The sequence below is a fragment of the Aquabacterium fontiphilum genome (genome assembly GCF_009909205.1).
Lineage (GTDB): Bacteria > Pseudomonadota > Gammaproteobacteria > Burkholderiales > Burkholderiaceae_C > Aquabacterium > Aquabacterium fontiphilum.
In genome coordinates this window covers 21,058-42,753 of the sequence record NZ_JAAAPN010000012.1, presented here as the reverse complement: position 1 = coordinate 42,753, position 21,696 = coordinate 21,058, and the positions used below count along the sequence as shown (strand labels likewise).

Annotated in this window: 15 protein-coding genes; 10 read left to right on the top strand and 5 right to left on the bottom strand. The window is 66.0% G+C overall.

Annotated features, from left to right (window positions below):
* Window positions 1-63: 63 nt before the first annotated feature.
* Window positions 64-852: a GntR family transcriptional regulator gene (locus GTZ97_RS13995; protein ID WP_161651270.1), complete on the bottom strand. Its 789-nt coding sequence runs from the start codon at window positions 850-852 to the stop codon at window positions 64-66.
* 254 nt (window positions 853-1,106) lie between these two features.
* Between GTZ97_RS13995 and GTZ97_RS13990 the strand changes: the two genes are divergently transcribed.
* Window positions 1,107-2,093, top strand: coding sequence for a malate dehydrogenase (locus GTZ97_RS13990; protein ID WP_161651269.1), 987 nt, complete (start codon window positions 1,107-1,109; stop codon window positions 2,091-2,093).
* A gap of 89 nt (window positions 2,094-2,182) precedes the next feature.
* On the opposite strand, the gene GTZ97_RS17025 is transcribed toward GTZ97_RS13990, so the two are convergent.
* Window positions 2,183-3,727 (bottom strand): methyl-accepting chemotaxis protein, encoded by a 1,545-nt coding sequence (locus GTZ97_RS17025; protein ID WP_161651268.1) that lies wholly within the window; start codon window positions 3,725-3,727, stop codon window positions 2,183-2,185.
* Between the two features lie 127 nt (window positions 3,728-3,854).
* Here GTZ97_RS17025 and GTZ97_RS13980 point away from each other — a divergent pair, with 127 nt between their 5' ends.
* Complete coding sequence (locus GTZ97_RS13980) at window positions 3,855-4,871, top strand: HpcH/HpaI aldolase/citrate lyase family protein (protein WP_161651267.1); 1,017 nt, start codon at window positions 3,855-3,857, stop codon at window positions 4,869-4,871.
* Between the two features lie 12 nt (window positions 4,872-4,883).
* Here GTZ97_RS13980 and GTZ97_RS13975 read toward each other — a convergent pair whose 3' ends face one another.
* Together GTZ97_RS13975 and GTZ97_RS13970 are read right to left on the bottom strand one after the other, a co-directional pair.
* On the bottom strand, window positions 4,884-6,359 hold the full coding sequence (locus GTZ97_RS13975) for a phospholipase D family protein (RefSeq protein ID WP_161651266.1): 1,476 nt from the start codon (window positions 6,357-6,359) through the stop codon (window positions 4,884-4,886).
* Window positions 6,356-8,257, bottom strand: coding sequence for a B12-binding domain-containing radical SAM protein (locus tag GTZ97_RS13970; protein WP_161651265.1), 1,902 nt, complete (start codon window positions 8,255-8,257; stop codon window positions 6,356-6,358). The genes GTZ97_RS13975 and GTZ97_RS13970 overlap by 4 nt, the downstream gene beginning before the upstream one ends.
* Window positions 8,258-8,428: 171 nt before the next feature.
* Between GTZ97_RS13970 and GTZ97_RS13965 the strand changes: the two genes are divergently transcribed.
* Window positions 8,429-8,785: a hypothetical protein gene (locus tag GTZ97_RS13965; RefSeq protein WP_161651264.1), complete on the top strand. Its 357-nt coding sequence runs from the start codon at window positions 8,429-8,431 to the stop codon at window positions 8,783-8,785.
* 27 nt (window positions 8,786-8,812) lie between these two features.
* Here the strand turns inward: GTZ97_RS13965 and prpR are convergent, their stop codons facing one another.
* Window positions 8,813-10,783, bottom strand: a complete 1,971-nt coding sequence (prpR, locus tag GTZ97_RS13960; protein ID WP_161651263.1) for a propionate catabolism operon regulatory protein PrpR — start codon at window positions 10,781-10,783, stop codon at window positions 8,813-8,815.
* Window positions 10,784-11,016: 233 nt separating this feature from the next.
* Here prpR and prpB point away from each other — a divergent pair, with 233 nt between their 5' ends.
* From prpB to GTZ97_RS13925, 7 genes are all read left to right on the top strand, one after another.
* Window positions 11,017-11,901, top strand: a complete 885-nt coding sequence (gene prpB, locus GTZ97_RS13955) for a methylisocitrate lyase (RefSeq protein WP_161651262.1) — start codon at window positions 11,017-11,019, stop codon at window positions 11,899-11,901.
* Window positions 11,902-11,936: 35 nt separating this feature from the next.
* A complete protein-coding gene (gene prpC, locus GTZ97_RS13950; RefSeq protein WP_161651261.1) occupies window positions 11,937-13,100 on the top strand; it encodes a bifunctional 2-methylcitrate synthase/citrate synthase in 1,164 nt (387 codons plus the stop codon).
* A 54-nt stretch (window positions 13,101-13,154) separates the two neighbouring features.
* A complete protein-coding gene (acnD, locus tag GTZ97_RS13945) occupies window positions 13,155-15,788 on the top strand; it encodes a Fe/S-dependent 2-methylisocitrate dehydratase AcnD (protein WP_161651260.1) in 2,634 nt (877 codons plus the stop codon).
* Between the two features lie 143 nt (window positions 15,789-15,931).
* Window positions 15,932-17,140, top strand: coding sequence for a 2-methylaconitate cis-trans isomerase PrpF (prpF, locus tag GTZ97_RS13940; protein WP_161651259.1), 1,209 nt, complete (start codon window positions 15,932-15,934; stop codon window positions 17,138-17,140).
* A gap of 149 nt (window positions 17,141-17,289) precedes the next feature.
* On the top strand, window positions 17,290-17,811 hold the full coding sequence (locus GTZ97_RS13935; protein WP_161651258.1) for a hypothetical protein: 522 nt from the start codon (window positions 17,290-17,292) through the stop codon (window positions 17,809-17,811).
* Between the two features lie 248 nt (window positions 17,812-18,059).
* Window positions 18,060-20,654 carry a bifunctional aconitate hydratase 2/2-methylisocitrate dehydratase gene (gene acnB / locus GTZ97_RS13930; protein ID WP_161651257.1) on the top strand — a complete coding sequence of 865 codons (2,595 nt, stop codon included), beginning with the start codon at window positions 18,060-18,062 and terminating at the stop codon, window positions 20,652-20,654.
* A 90-nt stretch (window positions 20,655-20,744) separates the two neighbouring features.
* Window positions 20,745-21,680, top strand: coding sequence for an AEC family transporter (locus tag GTZ97_RS13925; RefSeq protein ID WP_161651256.1), 936 nt, complete (start codon window positions 20,745-20,747; stop codon window positions 21,678-21,680).
* Window positions 21,681-21,696: the final 16 nt, after the last annotated feature.

Here is a 21,696-nt window from a genome sequence, read left to right as displayed (position 1 = left end):
CTTCTTCTGGTCATCCACTGGACAAACACAAGCAGGGCGGTCGATCCGAGGAATCCGACCGGATCAGTTCAGTTCATTGCGATAGTGGTGACGGTCGGTTCGATAAAGTCCTTTGCGCAACTCCACGGGCTGGTCACCATAGGTGTAGGCCAGCCGCTCGACGCTGAGCAGCGGCGCCCCTGGGGCAACCTCCAGCAGGCGAGCGACGTCGTCATCGGCCAGCACGGCACGCAGTTTTTCTTCGGCCCGGATCATGCGCACGCCGAACTCGGACTCGAACAGCGCATACATCGGACCGCGGTATTGGCTCAGCCGCTCCGCCGTCAGGCCTTTGAAAAGGTGGCCCGGCAACCAGATGTCGTCAAGCACAACAGGTTGGCCGGAGAAATGCAAGACGCGGCGCACCTCGACGACCATCTCGCCTTGCTTCATTTGCAGGGCGCGGGCCACATCGGCAGGCGCACGCAGGCGGCGGCAATCGAGGAAGGTCCGGTTCGCGCCGCCACCCAACGCGTCGGCGTGGTCCGGCTCAAGGCGGAGAAAGCGGTATTGAATCTGCTCCTCGTGGTGCGTGGCCACGAAGGTTCCCTTGCCCTGGCGGCGAACGAGGAGGTTGTCGGCAGCCAGTTCGTCGACGGCTTTGCGCACGGTGCCCTGACTGACCTTGAACCGTGCAGCCAGCTCAAGCTCGCTGGGAATCGCCTCGCCGGGGCGCCATTCGCCTGCCTGCAGGCTGCGCAGGATCAGCGCCTTGATCTGCTGGTAAAGCGGACTGAACGACGGGGCAACCTGCTCGACGCCCTGCGACCCGGCGGCCGGAGGCGGCACCTCAGCGGGAGCGGAAGAAGGCATGGCGGATTGCACGTGAGGACAGGAATGGGGCGACCGGGTAGGTCGGAAAAGCGGTGTCGTGGCGCGGGTAGCGCGGTGACTCGGGCGTGATTGCACCACATTCGGCACACGAAGTCCAACGGTTCACTGAAAGATGTCTTATATAAGACATATGTCCGTTGACGGGGGGCAGTCGCTGGCCGTAGACTCCCGCGCGCCGCTACACTTATGGGTTTTCCATTAACCCGCCCACCACCCCCTTTTCGGAGTTGCACATGAGCAAAGCACCCGTTCGCGTCGCCGTCACTGGCGCCGCTGGTCAAATCGGCTACGCCCTTCTGTTCCGCATCGCCTCTGGCGAAATGCTGGGCAAAGACCAGCCCGTGATCCTGCAACTGCTGGAGATCCCCGACGAGAAGGCTCAGAACGCACTCAAGGGCGTGATCATGGAGCTGGAAGACTGCGCCTTCCCGCTGCTGGCCGGCATCGAAGCCCACAGCGACCCGATGACCGCCTTCAAGGACACCGACTACGCCCTGCTGGTGGGCGCCCGCCCCCGTGGCCCCGGCATGGAGCGCGCCGACCTGCTGGCCGCCAACGCCCAGATCTTCACGGCCCAGGGCAAGGCCCTGAACGCCGTGGCCTCGCGCAACGTGAAGGTGCTGGTGGTCGGCAACCCCGCCAACACCAACGCTTACATCGCCATGAAGTCGGCTCCGGATCTGCCGGCCAAGAACTTCACGGCCATGCTGCGCCTGGATCACAACCGCGCTGCATCGCAGATCGCCGCCAAGATCGGCTGCGCCGTGGGCGACATCGAGAAGCTGGCCGTGTGGGGCAACCACTCGCCCACCATGTACGCTGACTACCGCTTCGCCACCGTGAACGGCAAGTCGGTCAAGGACACCATCAACGACCACGACTGGAACGCCAACGTGTTCCTGCCCACCGTGGGCAAGCGTGGCGCCGCCATCATTGCCGCTCGCGGCCTGTCGTCGGCCGCTTCGGCTGCCAACGCCGCCATCGACCACATGCGCGACTGGGCCCTGGGCACCAACGGCAAGTGGGTCACCATGGGTATTCCTTCCAACGGCGAATACGGCATCCCCAAGGAAGTCATGTTCGGCTACCCCGTCACCTGCGAAGGTGGCGAGTACAAGATCGTCGAAGGCCTGGAGATCGATGCGTTCTCGCAAGAGTGCATCAACAAGACCCTGGCTGAGCTCGAAGGCGAGAAGGACGGCGTCAAGCACCTGCTGTGATGCAGGCGGGCGGCCCAGGCCGCCTTTGGTTCGCCCACGAAAAAGCCGACCGTCACCGGTCGGCTTTTTTCATGCGCAGCGCGCTGGGGTCAAGCCGGCAGGCGGAACACCGCCACCACATGGGCCAGACGCGCGGCCTGGTCTTTCAGGCTCTCGGCTGCGGCGGCAGACTCTTCGACCAGGGCGGCATTCTGCTGCGTCATCTGATCGAGCTGGGTCACGGCGGTGTTGACCTGCATGACGCCGTCGGCCTGCTCGGAGGCCGCCGCGCTGATCTCGCCGATCACGTCGGACACGCGCTGAACCGCATCCACGATGTGCGACATCGACGCGCCAGCCTCCTGCACCAGCGTGGAGCCTGCCCCCACCTGTTCGACTGAAGCACCGATCAACGATTTGACCTCCTTGGCCGCTTCGGTGACCCGGTGAGCCAACGCCCGAACCTCGCCTGCCACGACGGCAAAGCCGCGGCCCTGTTCGCCCGCGCGGGCGGCTTCCACCGCGGCATTGAGCGCCAAGATGTTGGTCTGGAAGGCGATGCCGTCGATCACGCTGATGATGTCGGCGATGCGGCGCGAGCTCTCGGCAATCGACTCCATGGTGTGGACCACACGAGAGACGACCTCGCCGCCCTCCGACGCGGCCGACGCGGCACCGGAAGCAAGCTGGTTGGCGGTGCGCGCCGAGTCTGAGGAATGCCGGACGGAGGTAGAGATATGCTCCATGGACGAGGCGGTCTGCTGCAGATTGGCCGCGGCCTGTTCGGTGCGCCCAGACAAGTCGTGGCTGCCGGCGGCCACTTCGCCGCTGGCCACACTGATGGACTCGGTCGCCGCTCGGACATCGCCCACCACGCGTTGCAGAGAGGACTGCATGTCCGCCAGGGCGCGCAGGGTGTGCGACAGTTCGTCGCGACCCGCCACAGGGATGGATGCGGTCAGGTCGCCTTCGGCAATGCGCCGGGCCACCACGACCACCTGCTCCAGCGGCCGGAGAACGGAACGCGCGATGACCCACGCTGTGCCGGCACCCAGAACCACGCAGACTACGGCGAGGACCGAAAGCACCCATTGCGCCTGTGTTGAAGCCTCATCAGCCTGGGCAACCAGCGTGGCAGCCTGTTCGCGCTCGTACTTTCCCAAGGTGTCAATGGCAGCAAGATACTGCTCGGCGGCCGGCAGCAACTGGCTGTTGAGCGCCTCCTCCGCACCGGGATCCTCAATCTCCAGAAGACCGAAGATGGCGTCACGTGAGCTCACATACGCTTTGCGTTTGGCAGCGATGTCATCGAACAAGGCGCGATCTGTTTCGTCGAGGATGGCCGCCTCGAACACCTTCTGCAAGGCAGAAATCTCGGCGCTTGTCAACTTGATCAATGGATCGAAATGCTCCTTGACACGGTCGCTTCCACCGGATTTGGCGATGGCCAGCGTGCGAGCGGCGTTCAGGCGGGTGAGGCCCTGCCAACGCTCGGCATCCAGCGCACGTGCGGACGCCTCGGCTGCGGCATCCGCCGCGACACGCGTGGTCGCGAGTCGATTCCAGGCCACACCAGCAATGAGGACGGTGAGCAAAAGAACCAGGCTGAAGCCAACAGCGAGCCGGGCCTTGAGAGAGAATTGATTCAGTTGCATGGGCAAGTCCTCTAAGTCACTGCTTGTGCATCGGCAGATCGCCCAACAAATTGAGGCAGCATACCCAAGCGGGTAAGCACAATTGCCGCACTGGCATACTGATCGCAGCCAGCAACCCCGCGCCGCCATGTCCGATCTGCCGCCCACTCACCCCCGCCAAGCCTTGTATGCCGCGCACGAGGCGGAGCATCGGTTGCTGCCGGTATGCGACCATTACGCCGGCACCGAAGCACGGATGCGCAAGAGCCTGGCCCTGCAAGCCGACATGGCTCAGGCAGCCGGCCGGGTGCTGTTCGACGTGACGCTGGACCTCGAAGACGGGGCCGAACTGGGCAACGAAGCAGAGCAGCTCGCACTGGTGTGTGAATTGCTTCACGGCCCCAACAACCTGCACCAGCGGGTCGGGGTGCGCGTACACGCTCCCTGTCAGGAAGCCTTCGAGTGCGACGTGGACTCGCTGATTGCCAAAGCGGGCGCGCAGCTGGCATTCATCATGGTGCCCAAGCTGCAAGATCTGGCCGAGGCCCGGCTGGCGCTTGAGGTGATCGAGGCTGCCCGTCAGCGCCACGGGGTGACGCGCGAGATCCCCGTTCACGGGCTGATCGAGACCCACCGCGCGCTGCAGCAGGTTCACGACATCGCCCGCCTGCCAGGCGTCGAGTCGCTGTCCTTCGGGCTGATGGACTTCGTGTCCGACCACCGTGGCGCCATTCCAGCCTCGGCCATGACGGTCCATGGGCAATTCAGCCATCCACTGGTGGTACGCGCCAAGCTCGAGATTGCCGCGGCCTGCCATGCCGCCGGCGTCGTCCCCTCTCACTGCGTCGTGACAGAGTTCAAGGATTTGCGCGCCCTCGGCAAGGCCGCCGAGCGTGCAGCGGGCGAATTGGGCTACATGCGGATGTGGAGCATCCACCCCGAGCAGATCCCGGTGATCATTGAGGCGTTCGCCCCGGTGACGGCCGAGGTGGATGATGCCATCGAGATCCTGGAGGCGGCCCAGGCCGCCAACTGGGGGCCGATCGCCCACCATGGCGTCCTGCACGACCGGGCCAGCTACCGGCTGCATTGGCACGTACTCGAGCGGGCCTGGCTGACCGGCCAACCGCTGCCTGGCGACATCGTGGGCACCTGGTTCGGTTGATGCCCATGGCGATCAGAGCAGGCGCTCGACGGCAAACAGTGACAGCAGCCTGAGTTTCAGGCGTTGCCACCAGGACACGTCTGGCTCACTGGTGGCCGCGATCCGACCGTCTGCCGCATGCCAGGACAACTGACCATCGGTCAAGCTCAGGCGATAGAGCCGATCGGCCTGAGCCCGCTCCAGATCCTGCACCAGTCGACCGGCAAGCCCAGGGTCATCGAGCAACACGCCGTTTTCAGTGTTGATGTGCAGCGAGCGCGGGTCCAGATTCATGGACCCCACGTAAAGCCTGCGGCCATCAACAATCATGGCCTTGGCGTGCAGGCTCACGCGTGAGGAGCCCCCTACCGACTGCGCGACACGGCGCCGTGGTGAGTCTGCCCGCGTTTCGTAGAGTTCAGCGCCTGATGCCAACAGGGCTTCGCGATAGCGCGCATAGCCGGCATGGACGATCGGCACATCGGTGGCCGCCAGCGAGTTGGTCACAATGCGCACGCGCACACCAGCCGCTGTCAGCGCCTGGATCTGCGCCACCCCCTCCTCTCCCGGCACGAAGTACGGGGAGATGAGCACGAGGTCGTGCGCCACCCCGCCGAGGGCCTCAGACAGCCGCGCCCCAATGCTGTGAGGATGGGTCCCGGGGGCCAGGTCGATCTTGTCGGGGGGATCGGCCAGCGATTGCACGGGCACGCGGCGTAGCCTGGCTGGCAGATGCCCCTGCTCCGGCGCCGTACGCAGCACCGCGCAGTTGGCCGCAGGGGACACGGTGTCATCGGCCCGCAAGGCCACGGCATGCGGGCTGTTCCAGTAGGCATCGAAGCTGTCGGCCAAGGCGGGGGTCACCGCACCGGCCACGAGCATGTCCAGGTCACTGAATGCCAGATCGGCAAGGCGATCGAAATACTCGTCGCCCACATTGCGCCCACCGACCAGCGCCACGTGACCGTCGGCCAGCACGAGCTTGTTGTGCATGCGGCGGTGACCGAGATCCGGCTGCAGCAGCATGCCCAGACCGCGCCAGACACGCACGGGCAACGGGTTGAACAACCGCACATGAAAGTGAGGCAGCGCTTGCAAACGCGCCAGCTCCGCATCAGGGGGGCGCGTACCCCAATCGTCCAGCAACAGCCGCACGCGCACACCCCTGCATGCCGCCTGCGCAAGGGCATCGAGCAACAGGCGGCCGCTGGCGTCAGGTCGCCAGATGTAGTACTGGAGATCCAGGCTGCGCTCGGCCCGATGGATCATGGCGAGTCGCAAGGCCAGCGCCTCCTGCCCCGTGGCAACGGGATAGGCGCCGGACAGGCCGTCGCGCCCGGGCTGGACGTGCTCGGCCACCCAGCGCCCCAACGCGACGTCGGGCTGCGGCGACAGCGCCCGCTCGACAGGTCGGGCATGGGGCACTTCGAGTGCCGACGTGGCGCAACCCGCCAAGAGCGCCGGCGTGACCACCAGCAGCGCGTTGACCAGGGCGCGGGCGCGCTTCACAACAGGGCCCGCTCGATGACGTGCCGCGGCACCGTCGGGCGGGGCACCTTCATGCTGAACCAGCTGCGCACGTCCTGATCCAGTCCGATGCCGTGCATGTAGTTGTAGATGGCCTTCTTGAGCGCCTTGCCAAGCCGGTCGTGGTCCACACCTGTGGGATCGATGAAGCCAATGTCGTTCTTGGCAAACGTCACCGGTGGCAGGTCGATGAGCGTGACGCCATAGGCCTGGGGATCCTGGCCGACGGGAGAGTGGACGGTGCAGGCGAAGCGGTGGAAGAAACCGGAATGGATGCAGCCGTTGGCGAACAGCTGGCGCACGTATTCCAGGGCATCCACGGTGTCCTGCACCGTCTGGGTGGGGAAGCCGTACATGAGGTAAGCATGCACCAGGATGCCGGCATCGGCAAACGCCTTGGTCACACGCGCCACCTGTTCGACCGAGACGCCCTTCTTCATCAGCTGCAGCAGGCGGTCGGAGGCCACCTCCAGCCCACCCGAGATGGCCACGCAGCCGCTGTCGGCCAATAGCTCGCACAGCTCGGGGGTGAAGGACTTCTCGAAACGCACATTGCCCCACCAGGAGATGCCGACCTTGCGTCGGATGAGCTCTTGGGCGAGCGCGCGCAGCATCTTGGGCGGCGCGGCCTCGTCGACAAAGTGAAAGCCGGTCTGCCCCGTCTCGCGCACGATGGCCTCGATGCGGTCGACCAGCCCCTCGGCCGTGGTCGTCCCGTAGCGTGAGATGTAGTCCAGGCTGACGTCGCAGAAGCTGCACTTCTTCCAATAGCAGCCGTGCGCCACGGTCAGCTTGTTCCACCGCCCGTCCGACCACAGCCGGTTCATCGGGTTGAGCATGTCCAGCAGGGACAGATACTGCCCCAGCGGCAGGCCGTCCCACGTCGGTGTGCCCCACTCACCGAAAGGCACATCGGGCTCGGGCCAGTTGATGAAACGCACGCGGCCGGCCTCGTCGCGCACAAAGGTGCGCACCAGCCGATCACGGGCCCGCTCACCGCGCAGGTGGGCCAGCAGGCTCAGCAGCGGGCGCTCACCCGCGTCGAGGCAGACGAAATCAAAGTAATCGAACACCCGCGGCTCGGCCAGCTCGCGCAGCTCGGTGTTGACGAAGCCACCACCCAGCGCGATCGGCAGGCCGGGATGCGCGCGGCGGATGGCCTGGGCAATGCGAAAGGCGGCATACACCGCGCCCGGAAAGGGCACGGAAACCACCACCAGGCCGGGCGCGTGGCGCGCCACGGCATCCAGCGTGAGCGCCTGCAGCGTGTCATCCACCAGGTTGGTCGGGGCAGCCAGCGCTTCGGCCAGCGGATCGAAGGTGGGCTGGCTTTGCGCCAGCGATTCCGCGTAACGCACGAACTCGAAGCGCGGGTCGATGGCATCGCGCAGCACATCAGCCAGATCGTTGAGGTAGAGCGTGGCCAGATGCCGGGCACGGTCCTGCAGGCCGAGCGCGCCAAAGGCCCACGCCAGCGGGTCGCCGCCCTCGTCGTCGACATAGACGTCGAGCGAGCGGAAGCGCGGCCCCTCGGGCAGGAAGCGGCGGGTGTTGATGCGATGCGCCAGCGTGGGGTCGCGACCTTGCAGAAAGCCGATGACGGCATCGATGGTGGCCGCGTACGCGTCGAACTGGGAGACAAAGCTGGCCACGGGCTCGGACACGGCCTGCGCGCCCTGCCGGTCGATGGCGGCGCGCACGTCGGCCAGGCCGGCCTGACTGAGCAGGCGCAGCACCAGCTGCAGCGCCAGGTCTTCCTGGACGGCCGCCACGCCCTGGCTGCGCAGGAAGCCGGTGAGGTAGGCAGTCGAGGGGTAAGGGGTGTTGAGCTGGGTCATCGGCGGGATGACCGACAACACCTTGACGTCAGACGAGGGCATGCTGCAAGCGAACGGGGGGGCTGGCGCGCAGTGTAGGCGAAGGGCCGGGCACGCGCCATGCCCCAGCATGGGGCGCTAGCCGCGGTGAAACGCCACGCAAACACCGGAGATTGCGGTTTTCATGGCGGCGCCACCTTGGCAAGATGGATCCCTGAACACGGAGGGCTGCGCATGACCCACCTGCTGCACGCACACACGCCCGGACCACCCCCGCTGCGGCTGCGGCAACTGCTGTACCGCTACTGGTTTTTTGGCTGGCTGTTTCACGATGTGAACCGCCCCGGCCTGTTCGAGCGTGCCGCCGCCTGGCGCCACAACCAGCAGCAGGCGCGATGGCTGCCGACTTACCTGCGGCGCTGGGCCGTGCTCACGGTCTGCAGCTTTCTGGTGGGGGTGCTCGTGGAGCACGGACTGGGCGCACAGGCTTTGTCTGCCGTGCTGTATGTCCAGGCCATTCTGGGCGTGACCTTCAATGCCGTGACCTCGGTCATCCTGCTGGGACTGAAGTTCCTGCCCGGCCCCTTCTGACACCGATTCGCCAGCCTGCGCGGGGCCTCAGATGCTGCCCTGCTTCAAACGGCGCCACAGCGTGGTCCGGCTGATGCCCAGGCGGCGCGCGGCCTCCTGGCGGTCACCGCCGCACGCCGCCAGCGCCTCGCGGATGGCGCGCAGGCTGGCGGCCTCCTGCTGGGTGTGCAGGTCGGGCGCCACCGTGACATCCGGGCGGCGTAACGCGCCCCCTTCCCGGGCGGCGAACAGCTCGGGCGCGAGGGCCCGCAACCGCTCCTGCAGCGGGGCCACGCGGGGCGCATCACCCGGCTCGTCATCCGCATAAGCCAGCACCCGCTCCAGCAGGTTTTCCAGCTCGCGCACATTGCCCGGCCACGCGTAGCCCTCCGCCGCCGCCACCAGCGCATGCACCCACGGCCGTGTGCGCGCTGGCTCGACGCCGATGCGCCGACACAGGTGTGCGTGCAGCGCCTCGGCCAACAGCGGCACATCCTGCTCGCGGGCGCGCAGCGGCGGCACATCCACGCGCAGGATGTTGAGGCGATAGAACAGATCGAGGCGAAATCGCCCTTCCGCCACCAAGGCCTGCAGATCGCGGTGGGTGGCCGCGATCACGCGCACGTTGACAGGCGTCGGCTCGGTCGCCCCCACACGCAATACCTCGCGCTCCTGCAACACGCGCAGCAGCCGCGCCTGCAAGGACGGCGGCATGTCGCCCACCTCGTCCAGAAAGAGCGTGCCGTTGTGAGCCGCCTCGAACAGGCCGGCCTTGCCACCGCGCCGCGCACCGGTAAAGGCGCCCTCCTCGTAGCCGAACAGCTCGCTTTCCAGCAGGCTTTCAGCCACGGCCGCGCAGTTGACTGCCACGAACGGCATGTCGCTGCGCTCGCTGGCCGCATGAATGCCCTGGGCGATCAACTCCTTGCCCGTGCCGCTCTCGCCGATCAGCAGCACCGTGGACTGGCTGCGCGCCGCGCTGGCGGCCATGCGGCGCACCAACTCCATCGCCGGGCTGCGGCCCAGCAGTTGCGCCAGGGCCTGACGACGCGCGGCCGCCGGTGACTTGCTGCGCGAGCGAATGTGGCGGTCGACCCGCTGGATCGAGACCGGGTCCTGACAAGTCAGCACGGCACCGGTCAGAGCCCCCTGCTCGACAATGGGCAGACGGTTGACGATCAGGGTCTTGCCGCCCACACGCTCGATGCGTTCGACATCGGGCAGCCCCAGGCGCAGCGTGTCGCGCAGGCTCAGCTCGGGGCAGACCTCGGTCAAGGCGCGGCCCAACCAGGCCTCGGGGCGCACACCCAGCCAATGAGCCATCGTTGGGTTGAGCGTCTGGATGCGCTCGGTGCGGTCCACGGCAATGACCCCGTCGCTGAGCTGGTCCAGGATGGTGTTGAGCCGCTCGCGCTTGGCTTGTTCGATGCGGGCCGCGCGCGCCACCTCGACCGCGTCGTGCAAGGCCTCGCGCACCGCGTCGGTCGAGTAGAGAAAGATGCCGGTCAGCCCCATCTGATCGGCCAGATCGGCCACGAGGCCAGGGCCCACCACGGCCTGCACACCCGCCTGCCGCAACTCGGCCACGCAAGCCCGCGCTTCGTCTTCAGTGGCGTAGCTGCGCTCGGCCACGGTCAGGTCGGACAGGGCGGCGAGCGCCGACAGATCCATGGGCGCCCCCTGCCAGGTCACCAGCCCGATGTGGCTGGACACGCGCCGCGCCCGCGCGAGCGCCTGCAGCAGATCAAATCCGCCGACCTTGACCAGCACCACGGGCAACTCCAGATGCTGGCGCAAGTAGCCACCGTTCGAGCCGGCCGCCACAACGACGTCGACGGCCTGGGCGGCCTGACGTGCCCTCACCTGCGCAACAGCCTGCTCGAAGCCCACATCCAGCACCTCGATCGACGCCCGATCCGCAAACGCAGGCGCCAGCGCCTGCAGCATCTGATTGATGCGCTTGAAGCCGACCGCAACGATGCGAGGGCGGGCATCAGGATCTGACACGGCAGGCGGCATGCGGGGAGCGTTTCAATGTTGCACGACTTGTTTCGCTCAAGTGTAGCGCCGTTTCATAATCGAAACGCATCACAGACCGTCGACCCGACGCAAGGCCAGGGCGCTTCGCTTTTTTGCAAGCAGTGACAGGCACTTATGGCGCGAGCACGTCGCCCATGGCACCATGTCGCCCGCACTGGCATACCCGTTGCGTTCACAGTGGCATCGCTCACGCCCTCCACAGGAGACACGACATGGCCCTCAACTCCCCCGGCGCCCGTTTCCGCCAGGCGCTTCAGGAAGAATCCCCGCTGCAGGTCATCGGCGCCATCAACGCCAATCACGCCCTGCTCGCCAAACGCGCCGGCTTCAAGGCCATCTACCTGTCGGGTGGCGGCGTGGCCGCGGGCTCGCTGGGCCTGCCTGATCTGGGCATCAACACGATGGAAGACGTGCTGATCGACACGCGCCGCATCACCGACGTGTGCGACCTGCCGCTGCTGGTCGACATCGACACCGGCTTCGGGCCCAGCGCGTTCAACATCGAGCGCACCATCAAGAGCCTGATCAAGGCTGGCGCCGCCGCGTGCCACATCGAAGACCAGGTGGGCGCCAAGCGCTGCGGTCATCGCCCCGGCAAAGAAATCGTGTCGACCGAAGAAATGGTCGACCGCGTCAAGGCAGCCGCAGACGCCAAAACGGACAAGGACTTCTTCCTGATCGCCCGCACCGACGCCATCCAGGTCCACGGCGTGGATGCCGCGATTGAACGCGCCATCCAATGCGTGGAAGCCGGTGCCGACGGCATCTTTGCTGAGGCCGCTTACGACCTCGACACCTACAAGAAGTTTGTCGACGCCGTGAAGGTGCCCGTGCTGGCCAACATCACCGAGTTCGGCAAGACACCGCTGTTCAGCGTGGAAGATCTGGCGCCCACCGGCGTGGGCATGGTGCTCTACCCGCTGAGCGCCTTCCGCGCCATGAACAAGGCCGCCGAGACCGTGTACACCGCCGTGCGCCGTGATGGCCACCAGCGCAATGTGGTCGACATCATGCAGACCCGCGAAGAGTTGTACGACCGCATCGGCTACCACGCCTTCGAGGGCAAGCTCGACGCCCTGTTCGCCGCCAAAAAGTAATTTCCGCTGCCTCACCTCATCTGGAGACACACCCCATGAGCGCTACCCCTGAGACAACCACCCCCGGTTTCAAGCCCAAGAAGTCCGTCGCCCTGTCGGGCACGGCGGCCGGCAACACCGCCCTGTGTACCGTGGGCCGCAGCGGCAACGACCTGCACTACCGTGGCTATGACATCCTCGATGTCGCCACCACCTGCGAATTCGAAGAGATCGCCCACCTGCTGGTGCACGGCAAGCTGCCCAACGTGGCCGAACTGGCTGGCTACAAGGCCAAGCTGAAGTCGCTGCGCGGCCTGCCGGCCGCCGTCAAGGTCGCCCTGGAGCAACTGCCTCCATCAGCCCACCCCATGGACGTGATGCGCACCGGCGTGTCGGTGCTCGGTTGCGTCAAGCCCGAGAAGGAAGACCACAACCACCCCGGCGCCCGCGACATCGCCGACAAGCTGATGGCCTGCCTGGGCTCGATGCTGCTGTACTGGTACCACTACGCCTACAACGGCAAGCGCATCGAGGTGGAAACCGACGACGACTCGATCGGCGGCCACTTCCTGCACCTGCTGCACGGCGAGAAGCCGCGCGACAGCTGGGTGCGCGCCATGCACACCAGCCTGATCCTGTACGCAGAGCACGAGTTCAACGCCTCGACCTTCACCTCGCGCGTGGTGGCCGGCACGGGCTCGGACATGTACTCGGCCATCTGCGGCGGCATCGGCGCCCTGCGCGGCCCCAAGCACGGCGGCGCCAACGAAGTCGCCTTCGAGATCCAGAAGCGCTACGACAACCCCGATGAAGCCGAGGCCGACATCCGCGCCCGCGTGGAGCGCAAGGAAGTCGTGATCGGTTTCGGTCACCCCGTCTACACCGTGAGCGACCCGCGCAACGTGGTCATCAAGAAGGTGGCCGAAGACCTGTCCAAGGAACAGGGCAACATGAAGATGTACGACATCGCCGAGCGTCTCGAATCGGTGATGTGGGAAATCAAGAAGATGTTCCCCAACCTCGACTGGTTCAGCGCCGTGAGCTACCACATGATGGGCGTGCCCACCGACATGTTCACGCCGCTGTTCGTGATCGCCCGCACCAGCGGCTGGTCGGCCCACGTGATCGAGCAACGCATCGACGGCAAGATCATCCGCCCAAGCGCCAACTACACCGGCCCCGAAGACCAGGTCTTCGTACCGCTGAAGGACCGCAAGTAATTCAGCACGGAGGGCGCCACTGGCGCCCTTTCACCTTTGAGCTCCCCCACGGCCATGAGCAACAGCAACACCTCCATCAACACGGCTTACCGCAAGCCCCTGCCCGGCACATCGCTGGACTACTTCGACACGCAAGCCGCGGTTGAAGCCATCCAGCCCGGCGCCTGGGCCACCCTGCCCTACACCGCCCGCGTGCACGCCGAAAACATCGTGCGCAAGGCCGACCCGGCCATCGTCACCGATTGCTTGAAGCAGATCATCGAGCGCAAGCGCGACCTCGACTTCCCCTGGTTCCCGGCCCGCGTGGCCTGCCACGACATCCTGGGCCAGACCGCCTTGGTGGACCTGGCCGGCCTGCGTGACGCCATCGCCAAGGAAGGCGGCGACCCCGCCAAGGTGAACCCCGTGGTGCCCGTGCAGCTGATCGTGGACCACTCGCTGGCCGTGGAGTGCGGTGGCTTTGACCCGCAAGCCTTCCAGAAGAACCGCGAGATTGAAGAGCGCCGCAACGAAGACCGCTTCCACTTCATCGAGTGGACGAAGAAGGCCTTCGCCAACGTGGACGTGATCCCCGCGGGCAACGGCATCATGCACCAGATCAACCTGGAGAAGATGTCGCCGGTGATCCACGCCGACAACGGCGTGGCCTACCCCGACACCTGCGTGGGCACCGACTCGCACACCCCGCACGTCGATGCCCTGGGCGTGATCGCCATCGGCGTGGGTGGCCTGGAAGCCGAGAACGTGATGCTGGGCCGCGCCTCGTGGATGCGCCTGCCTGAGATCGTGGGCGTGAAGCTGACTGGCCAACGTCAACCTGGCATCACCGCCACCGACGTGGTGCTGGCCCTGACCGAGTTCCTGCGCAAGAACAAGGTGGTGGGCGCTTACCTCGAGTTCTACGGCGAAGGTGCGTCGAAGCTGACCATTGGCGACCGCGCCACCATCTCGAACATGGCCCCCGAATACGGTGCCACCGCCGCGATGTTCAGCATCGACGAACAGACGCTGGACTACCTGACCCTGACCGGTCGCAGCGCTGAACAAGTGAAGCTGGTCGAGACCTATGCCAAGACCGCCGGTCTGTGGTCCGACAGCCTGAAGAACGCCGTGTACGAGCGCAACCTGGAGTTCGATCTGTCGAGCGTGGTGCGCAACATGGCCGGCCCGTCGAACCCGCACGCCCGCGTGGCCACGACCGACCTGGCCGTCAAGGGCATCGCCGGCCAATGGGCCATGCCCAAGGCTGAAGAAGGCACGATGCCCGATGGCGCCGTGATCATCGCCGCCATCACCTCGTGCACCAACACGTCGAACCCGCGTAACGTGATCGCGGCCGCCCTGCTGGCCCGCAACGCCAACAAGCTGGGCCTGACCCGCAAGCCCTGGGTGAAGTCGTCGCTGGCACCTGGCTCGAAGGCGGTGGAGCTGTACCTGAAGGAAGCCAACCTGCTGGGCGATCTGGAAAAGCTGGGCTTTGGCATCGTGGCCTTCGCCTGCACGACCTGCAACGGCATGTCGGGCGCGCTCGATCCGAAGATCCAGCAGGAGATCATCGACCGCGACCTCTACGCCACCGCTGTCCTTTCGGGCAACCGCAACTTCGACGGTCGCATCCACCCGTATGCCAAGCAGGCCTTCCTGGCCTCGCCCCCGCTGGTGGTGGCTTACGCGATCGCCGGCACCGTGCGCTTCGACATCGAAAACGACGTGCTGACGGTGGTCAACGGCAAGGAAATCCGCCTGAAGGACATCTGGCCGTCGGATGAAGAGATCGACGCGGTGGTCAAGGCCGCCGTCAAGCCCGAGCAGTACCGTGCCGTGTACGAGCCCATGTTCGCCATCCAGGCCGACAAGGGCGAGAAGGTCAGCCCGCAGTACGACTGGCGCCCGATGTCGACCTACATCCGCCGCCCGCCCTACTGGGACACCGAAGGCGTCGGCGCCCTGGCGGCCAACCCGCGCACGCTCAAGGGCATGCGCCCGCTGGCCATCCTGCCGGACAACATCACGACCGACCACCTGTCGCCGTCGAACGCCATCCTGCCGAACTCGGCGGCGGGCGAGTACCTGCACAAGATGGGCCTGCCGGAAGAGGACTACAACTCCTACGCCACCCACCGCGGCGACCACCTGACCGCCATGCGCGCCACCTTCGCGAACCCCACGCTGAAGAACGAAATGGTGCGCAAGGAAGACGGCTCGATCAAGGTCGGCTCGTGGGCCCGTGTGGAGCCCGAAGGCCAGGTCATGCGCATGTGGGAAGCCATGGAAACCTACCTGAACCGCCGCCAGCCGCTGATCATCATCGCGGGCGCCGACTACGGTCAGGGTTCGTCGCGTGACTGGGCCGCCAAGGGCGTGCGACTGGCCGGCGTGGAAACGGTTGTGGCCGAAGGCTTCGAGCGCATCCACCGCACCAACCTGATCGGCATGGGCGTGCTGCCGCTGGAGTTCAAGCCGGGCACCACCCGCCTGACCCTGGGCCTGGACGGCACCGAGACCTTCGACGTGGAAGGCGACCTGAAGCCCCGCGCCGATTTGACCCTGGTGATCCACCGCAAGAGCGGCCAGGTTGAGCGCGTGACGGTGACCAGCCGCCTGGACACGGCCGAAGAGGTGTCGGTGTACGAAGCCGGTGGGGTGCTGCAGCGTTTTGCGCAGGACTTCCTGGCCGCAAACAAGTGACCCCCCGAGCGCCTTTGGCGCTCCCCTTCAAGGGGGCGACGCCTACGGACTGGCAAAGCCAGCTCCGTGGCGTCCGCTGGATCAAGCTGGAGCTGTGCAGGGATTTGCGCGCTCCGGCATCATGTGAACTGAAGGAGTGCTGAATGCCTCACCCCGCCCAAGTCAAGATCCCCGCCACCTACATGCGTGGCGGCACCAGCAAGGGCGTGTTCTTCCGCCTGCAAGACCTGCCGGCCAGTTGCCAGCAGCCCGGTGAAGCACGCGACAAGCTGTTCCTGCGCGTCATCGGCAGCCCTGACCCCTACGCCGCCCACATCGACGGCATGGGCGGCGCCACGTCCAGCACCAGCAAGTGTGTGATCCTGTCCAAGTCCAGCGTGCCGGACCACGACGTGGACTACCTCTACGGTCAGGTCTCGATCGACAAGCCCTTTGTCGACTGGTCGGGCAACTGCGGCAACCTCTCCACCGCCGCCGGCGCCTTCGCCATCCACGCGGGCCTGGTGGACCCTGCCCGCATCCCGCAAGGCCCCGAAGGCGGCGTCGCCGTGGTCCGCATCTGGCAGGCCAACATCGGCAAGACCATCATCGCGCACGTACCCGTCTCCCACGGCCAGGTCCAGGAAACCGGCGACTTCGAGCTCGACGGTGTCACCTTCCCCGCAGCCGAGATCGTGCTCGAGTTCATGGACCCGTCTGACGACGGCGATGAAGGTGGCTCGATGTTCCCGACGGGCAACCTGGTCGATGACCTGGAGGTGCCCGAGTCCGTGGTCAAGGGGGGCACCTTGAAGGCCACCATGATCACGGCCGGCATTCCCACCGTGTTCGTCAATGCCGCGGACATCGGCTACACCGGCACCGAGCTGCGCGAGCAGATCAACAGCGATCCGGAAGCCCTCAAGCGCTTCGAAGCCATCCGCGTGGCCGGCGCACTGCGCATGGGCCTGATCAAGACGCCCGAAGAAGCCGCCACCCGGCAACACACGCCGAAGATCGCCTTCGTGGCCCCCCCCACCACCTACACCGCCTCCAGCGGCAAGACCATCGAAGCAGGCGACGTGGACTTGCTGGTGCGCGCGCTCTCGATGGGCAAGCTCCACCACGCCATGATGGGCACGTGCGCAGTGGCCATCGGCACGGCCGCAGCCATCCCCGGCACCCTCGTCAACCAGGCTGCAGGCGGTGGCGAACGCGAGGCCGTGCGCTTTGGTCACCCCTCGGGTACGCTGCGCGTGGGCGCCCAGGCCCGACAGGTCAATGGCCAGTGGACGGTCACCAAGGCCATCATGAGCCGCAGTGCGCGGATCATCATGGAAGGGCAGGTGCGCGTACCGAACGTGGGTGTCTGAACTTTTTTGTATCGACCTGTGTCGGCCGTGACGACCGCCACACCAAGGTGAGGGGCGCCCCGGGTGTGCCATGACCGAAATGGTGGCAACATTCGCCTCGACTGTCGCGCCGCGCGCAGCCCCGTCCGCCACGATTGAAGGATCCCTCCATGTCGCCCACCTTCCCATTTCGCCGCGCGTCTCACGCCTTCGCCCTGGCTGCCGCGGCGGTCGCCCTGACGGGCGCCGGACTGGCCCACGCGTCCGACATTCGGGTCAGCAAGGCCAAGCCGCGGGCGGCGGCACCGGAAGCGCCTGCACCGGTTCACATCGCCGACGCATCGCCTGAGCAAATGGCGGCGGCCGACCGCGTGTTGACCGGTCGGTATGAGTGCGAGTTCGGGCAGCGGGTCTCCGTGGACCGCCATGAAGTCCACCCCGGCTATTTCCAGTTGCGCCTGGGCCAGCAGGCCTGGACGATGAAACCCGTGCTGACCCACACCGGTGCCGTGCGCCTGGAAGACGTCCGCGGGGGCGCGCTGATGATCCAGATCCTGACGAAATCCATGCTCATGGATCCGCGCAAAGGTCAACGGCTCGTCGATGGCTGCGTCCACGACGTTCAGCGCGTGGCCGAGCGTGAGCTGGCTTCCCGCCCCCGGGAATCGGTGCTGGGCATCGCGCCACGCTGACCGATTGAGGGGCGTTGCCGCATGGGCGCCACGCCTGAGCGTGCATGCGCCCCACCAAAATACAGAGATTTCACGCGCTCGGGGTGACATTCGCCTCGGTGTGGGGGAAAATACCGGGCTGCACGGAAATTGCATTTCCTTGTGACCAAGCCACGCGGTCGCCCCACTTCGGCGTGTCCACCCGACACAACGTACGCGCCGCCGGCGTGCGCTGAGCGTTTTTGCCCCATTCTCACCAGGTAAACACCATGTTGCAAGCCTATCGCCAACACGTTGCCGAGCGCGCCGCGCTGGGTATTCCCCCGCTGCCCCTGAACGCCCAGCAGGTCGCCGACCTGATCGAGCTGATCAAGAACCCGCCGGCTGGCGAAGATGCGTTCCTGCTCGACCTGCTGACGCACCGCGTGCCCCCTGGCGTGGATGACGCCGCCAAGGTGAAGGCCTCCTTCCTGTCGGCCGTGGCCCATGGCGACCTCACCGTTGGCCTGATCTCCAAGGCCAAGGCCACCGAGCTGCTGGGCACCATGGTCGGCGGCTACAACGTCAAGCCCCTGATTGACCTGCTCTCCAGCGCCGAAGTCGGCACCGTGGCCGCCGAGGCCCTGAAGAAGACCTTGCTGATGTTCGACGCCTTCCATGACGTCGCTGAGCTGTGCAAGGCCGGCAATGCCAACGCCAAGGCGGTGATGCAGTCGTGGGCCGACGCCGAGTGGTTCACCAGCCGCCCCGAAGTCGCCAAGAAGATCACCGTGACCGTGTTCAAGGTCCCTGGCGAGACCAACACCGACGACCTGTCGCCCGCTCCGGACGCCTGGAGCCGCCCTGACATCCCGATGCACTATCTGGCGATGCTCAAGAACACCCGTCCTGACGCGGCCTTCAAGCCCGAAGAAGACGGCAAGCGCGGCCCGATCCAGTTCATCGAAGACCTGAAGAAGAAGGGCAACCTCGTGGCCTACGTTGGCGACGTGGTCGGCACCGGCTCTTCGCGCAAGTCGGCCACCAACAGCGTGATCTGGGCCACCGGCGAAGACATCCCCTTCGTGCCCAACAAGCGCTTCGGCGGCGTCACCCTGGGCGGCAAGATCGCCCCGATCTTCTTCAACACCCAAGAAGACTCCGGCTCTCTGCCCATCGAAGTGGACGTGTCTGCCTTCGAAATGGGTGACGTGATCGACATCTTCCCGTACGACGGCAAGATCGAGAAGAACGGCGCCGTGGCGGCCGAGTTCCAGCTGAAGTCGCAGGTGCTGCTGGACGAAGTGCGCGCCGGCGGCCGCATCAACCTGATCATCGGTCGCTCGCTGACCGGCAAGGCCCGCGAGTTCCTGGGTCTGCCCGCTTCCACCGTGTTCCGCCTGCCCGTGGCCCCCAAGGACACCGGCAAGGGCTACACCCTGGCCCAGAAGATGGTCGGCCGCGCCTGCGGCCTGCCCGAAGGTCAGGGCATCCGTCCCGGCACCTACTGCGAACCCAAGATGACGACCGTCGGTTCGCAAGACACCACCGGCCCGATGACCCGTGACGAGTTGAAGGACCTGGCCTGCCTGGGCTTCTCGGCTGACCTGGTCATGCAATCGTTCTGCCACACGGCTGCCTATCCCAAGCCCGTGGACGTGAAGATGCACCGCGAGCTGCCCGCCTTCATCTCGAACCGCGGCGGCGTGGCCCTGCGTCCGGGCGACGGCGTGATCCACTCGTGGCTGAACCGCCTGCTGTTGCCCGACACCGTCGGCACCGGTGGCGACTCGCACACCCGCTTCCCCATCGGCATCTCCTTCCCTGCCGGTTCGGGCCTGGTCGCCTTCGGCGCCGCCACCGGCGTGATGCCCCTGGACATGCCTGAGTCGGTGCTGGTGCGCTTCAAGGGCACCATGCAACCCGGCGTCACCCTGCGTGACCTGGTGCATGCCATCCCCCTGTACGCCATCAAGGCCGGTCTGCTGACCGTCGCCAAGGCCGGCAAGAAGAACATCTTCTCGGGCCGCATCCTCGAAATCGAAGGCCTGCCTGACCTGAAGGTCGAGCAAGCGTTCGAGCTGTCGGATGCCTCGGCCGAGCGTTCGGCCGCCGGCTGCACGATCAAGCTGAACAAGGAACCGATCATCGAGTACCTGAAGTCGAACATCGTTCTGATGAAGAACATGATCGCCGACGGCTACCAGGATGCCCGCACCCTGCAGCGCCGCATCGAAGCCCAGGAAGCCTGGTTGGCCAACCCCAACCTGCTGGAAGCCGACGCGGACGCCGAGTACGCCGCAGTGATCGAGATCGACCTGAACGACATCAAGGAGCCGATCGTCTGCTGCCCGAACGACCCGGACGACGCCAAGTTCCTGTCCGAAGTGGCCGGCACCAAGATCGACGAAGCCTTCATCGGTTCGTGCATGACCAACATCGGTCACTTCCGTGCCGCCGGCAAGCTGCTGGAAGGCAAGAAGGACATCCCGGTGCGTCTGTGGGTGGCCCCGCCCACCAAGATGGACGCTTCCGAGCTGACCAAGGAAGGCTTCTACAACACCTTCGGCACCGCTGGCGCCCGCACCGAAATGCCCGGCTGCTCGCTGTGCATGGGTAACCAGGCTCAGATCAAGGAAGGCTCGACCTGTATCTCCACGTCGACCCGCAACTTCCCCAACCGTCTGGGCAAGAACACCAATGTGTTCCTGGGCTCAGCCGAGCTGACCGCTGTGGCCTCGAAGCTGGGCAAGCTGCCCACGCCTGCCGAGTACCTGGCCGAAATCGGTGTGGTGACGAAGGACGCCGACAAGATCTACAAGTACATGAACTTCAACCAGATTGAAGAGTACGTGGAGACCGCAAAGGGCGTGACGGCCGCCTGATCGGCCCGATGATGGGCGCCCGCCACCGGCGGCGCCCACCCGCCTGATCCAAGCCCGCCCGGGAAACCTGGCGGGCTTTCTTGTTTGCTCATGTCTGTCGCCCTGCACTACGCGGCGCTGTGCGCGCCCCTTTTTCTGATCGTCGCCCTGGGCTGGGGCCTGGCGCAATGGCGCCACTGGCCCAAGGCCGTGAACAAGCACCTGGCCAACGCGGTTTTCACCGTGGCCTTGCCGGCGCTGCTGTTTCGCATGATGAGCGAGTTGTCGCAGCTGCCCCCGGTGGACTGGCGTGTGCTGATCGCCTTCTTCGGCAGCTGCCTGATCGTCTTTGTCGTGGGCCGACTGGTCGCCTGGCGCGGCTTCGGCATGGATGGCGTGAGCCAGTCGGTCTTTGCGCTGGCCGGCATCTTCTCGAACAACGCGCTGCTGGGTATCCCGCTGGCCCGAATCACCTTGGGCGAAGCCGCGCTCCCCACGGTGGCGTTGGTGCTGGTGTTCAACTCGCTGACACTGTGGACACTGGTCACCGTCTCCGTCGAATGGGCGCGCCACGGCAGCCCGACGCTGCGTGGCTTCGGACAGACGCTGCTGAGCGTGTTGAAGAACCCGCTGATCATCGCCATCTTGAGTGGTACGGCCATCGGCGTCAGTGGCTGGACGCTCCCCGAAGGGGTCCGCCTGCCGCTGGCCTGGGTCGGTGAGCTGGCCGCCCCATTGGCGCTGCTGTCGCTGGGGCTGAGCCTGGCCGGTTACCGCATGCGTGAACAGTGGCAGGCCACGCTGAGCATGACGGCCTTGAAGCTGTTGCTGCAGCCCCTGGTGGTGTGGCTGATTGCCCGCGCGCTGGACCTACCCGAGATGGAAACCCGCACCGTGGTGCTGCTGGGGTCGATTGCCATCGGCGCCAATGTGTACCTGATGTCGCGCCACTTCAAGGTGCTGGAAGGGCCGGTGGCGAGCAGCCTGGTGCTGTCGACCGCACTGTCGTCGCTCACTACCCCCCTGATTCTGGCATTCACGCGGTGAAGCCACTCCCGCTGCC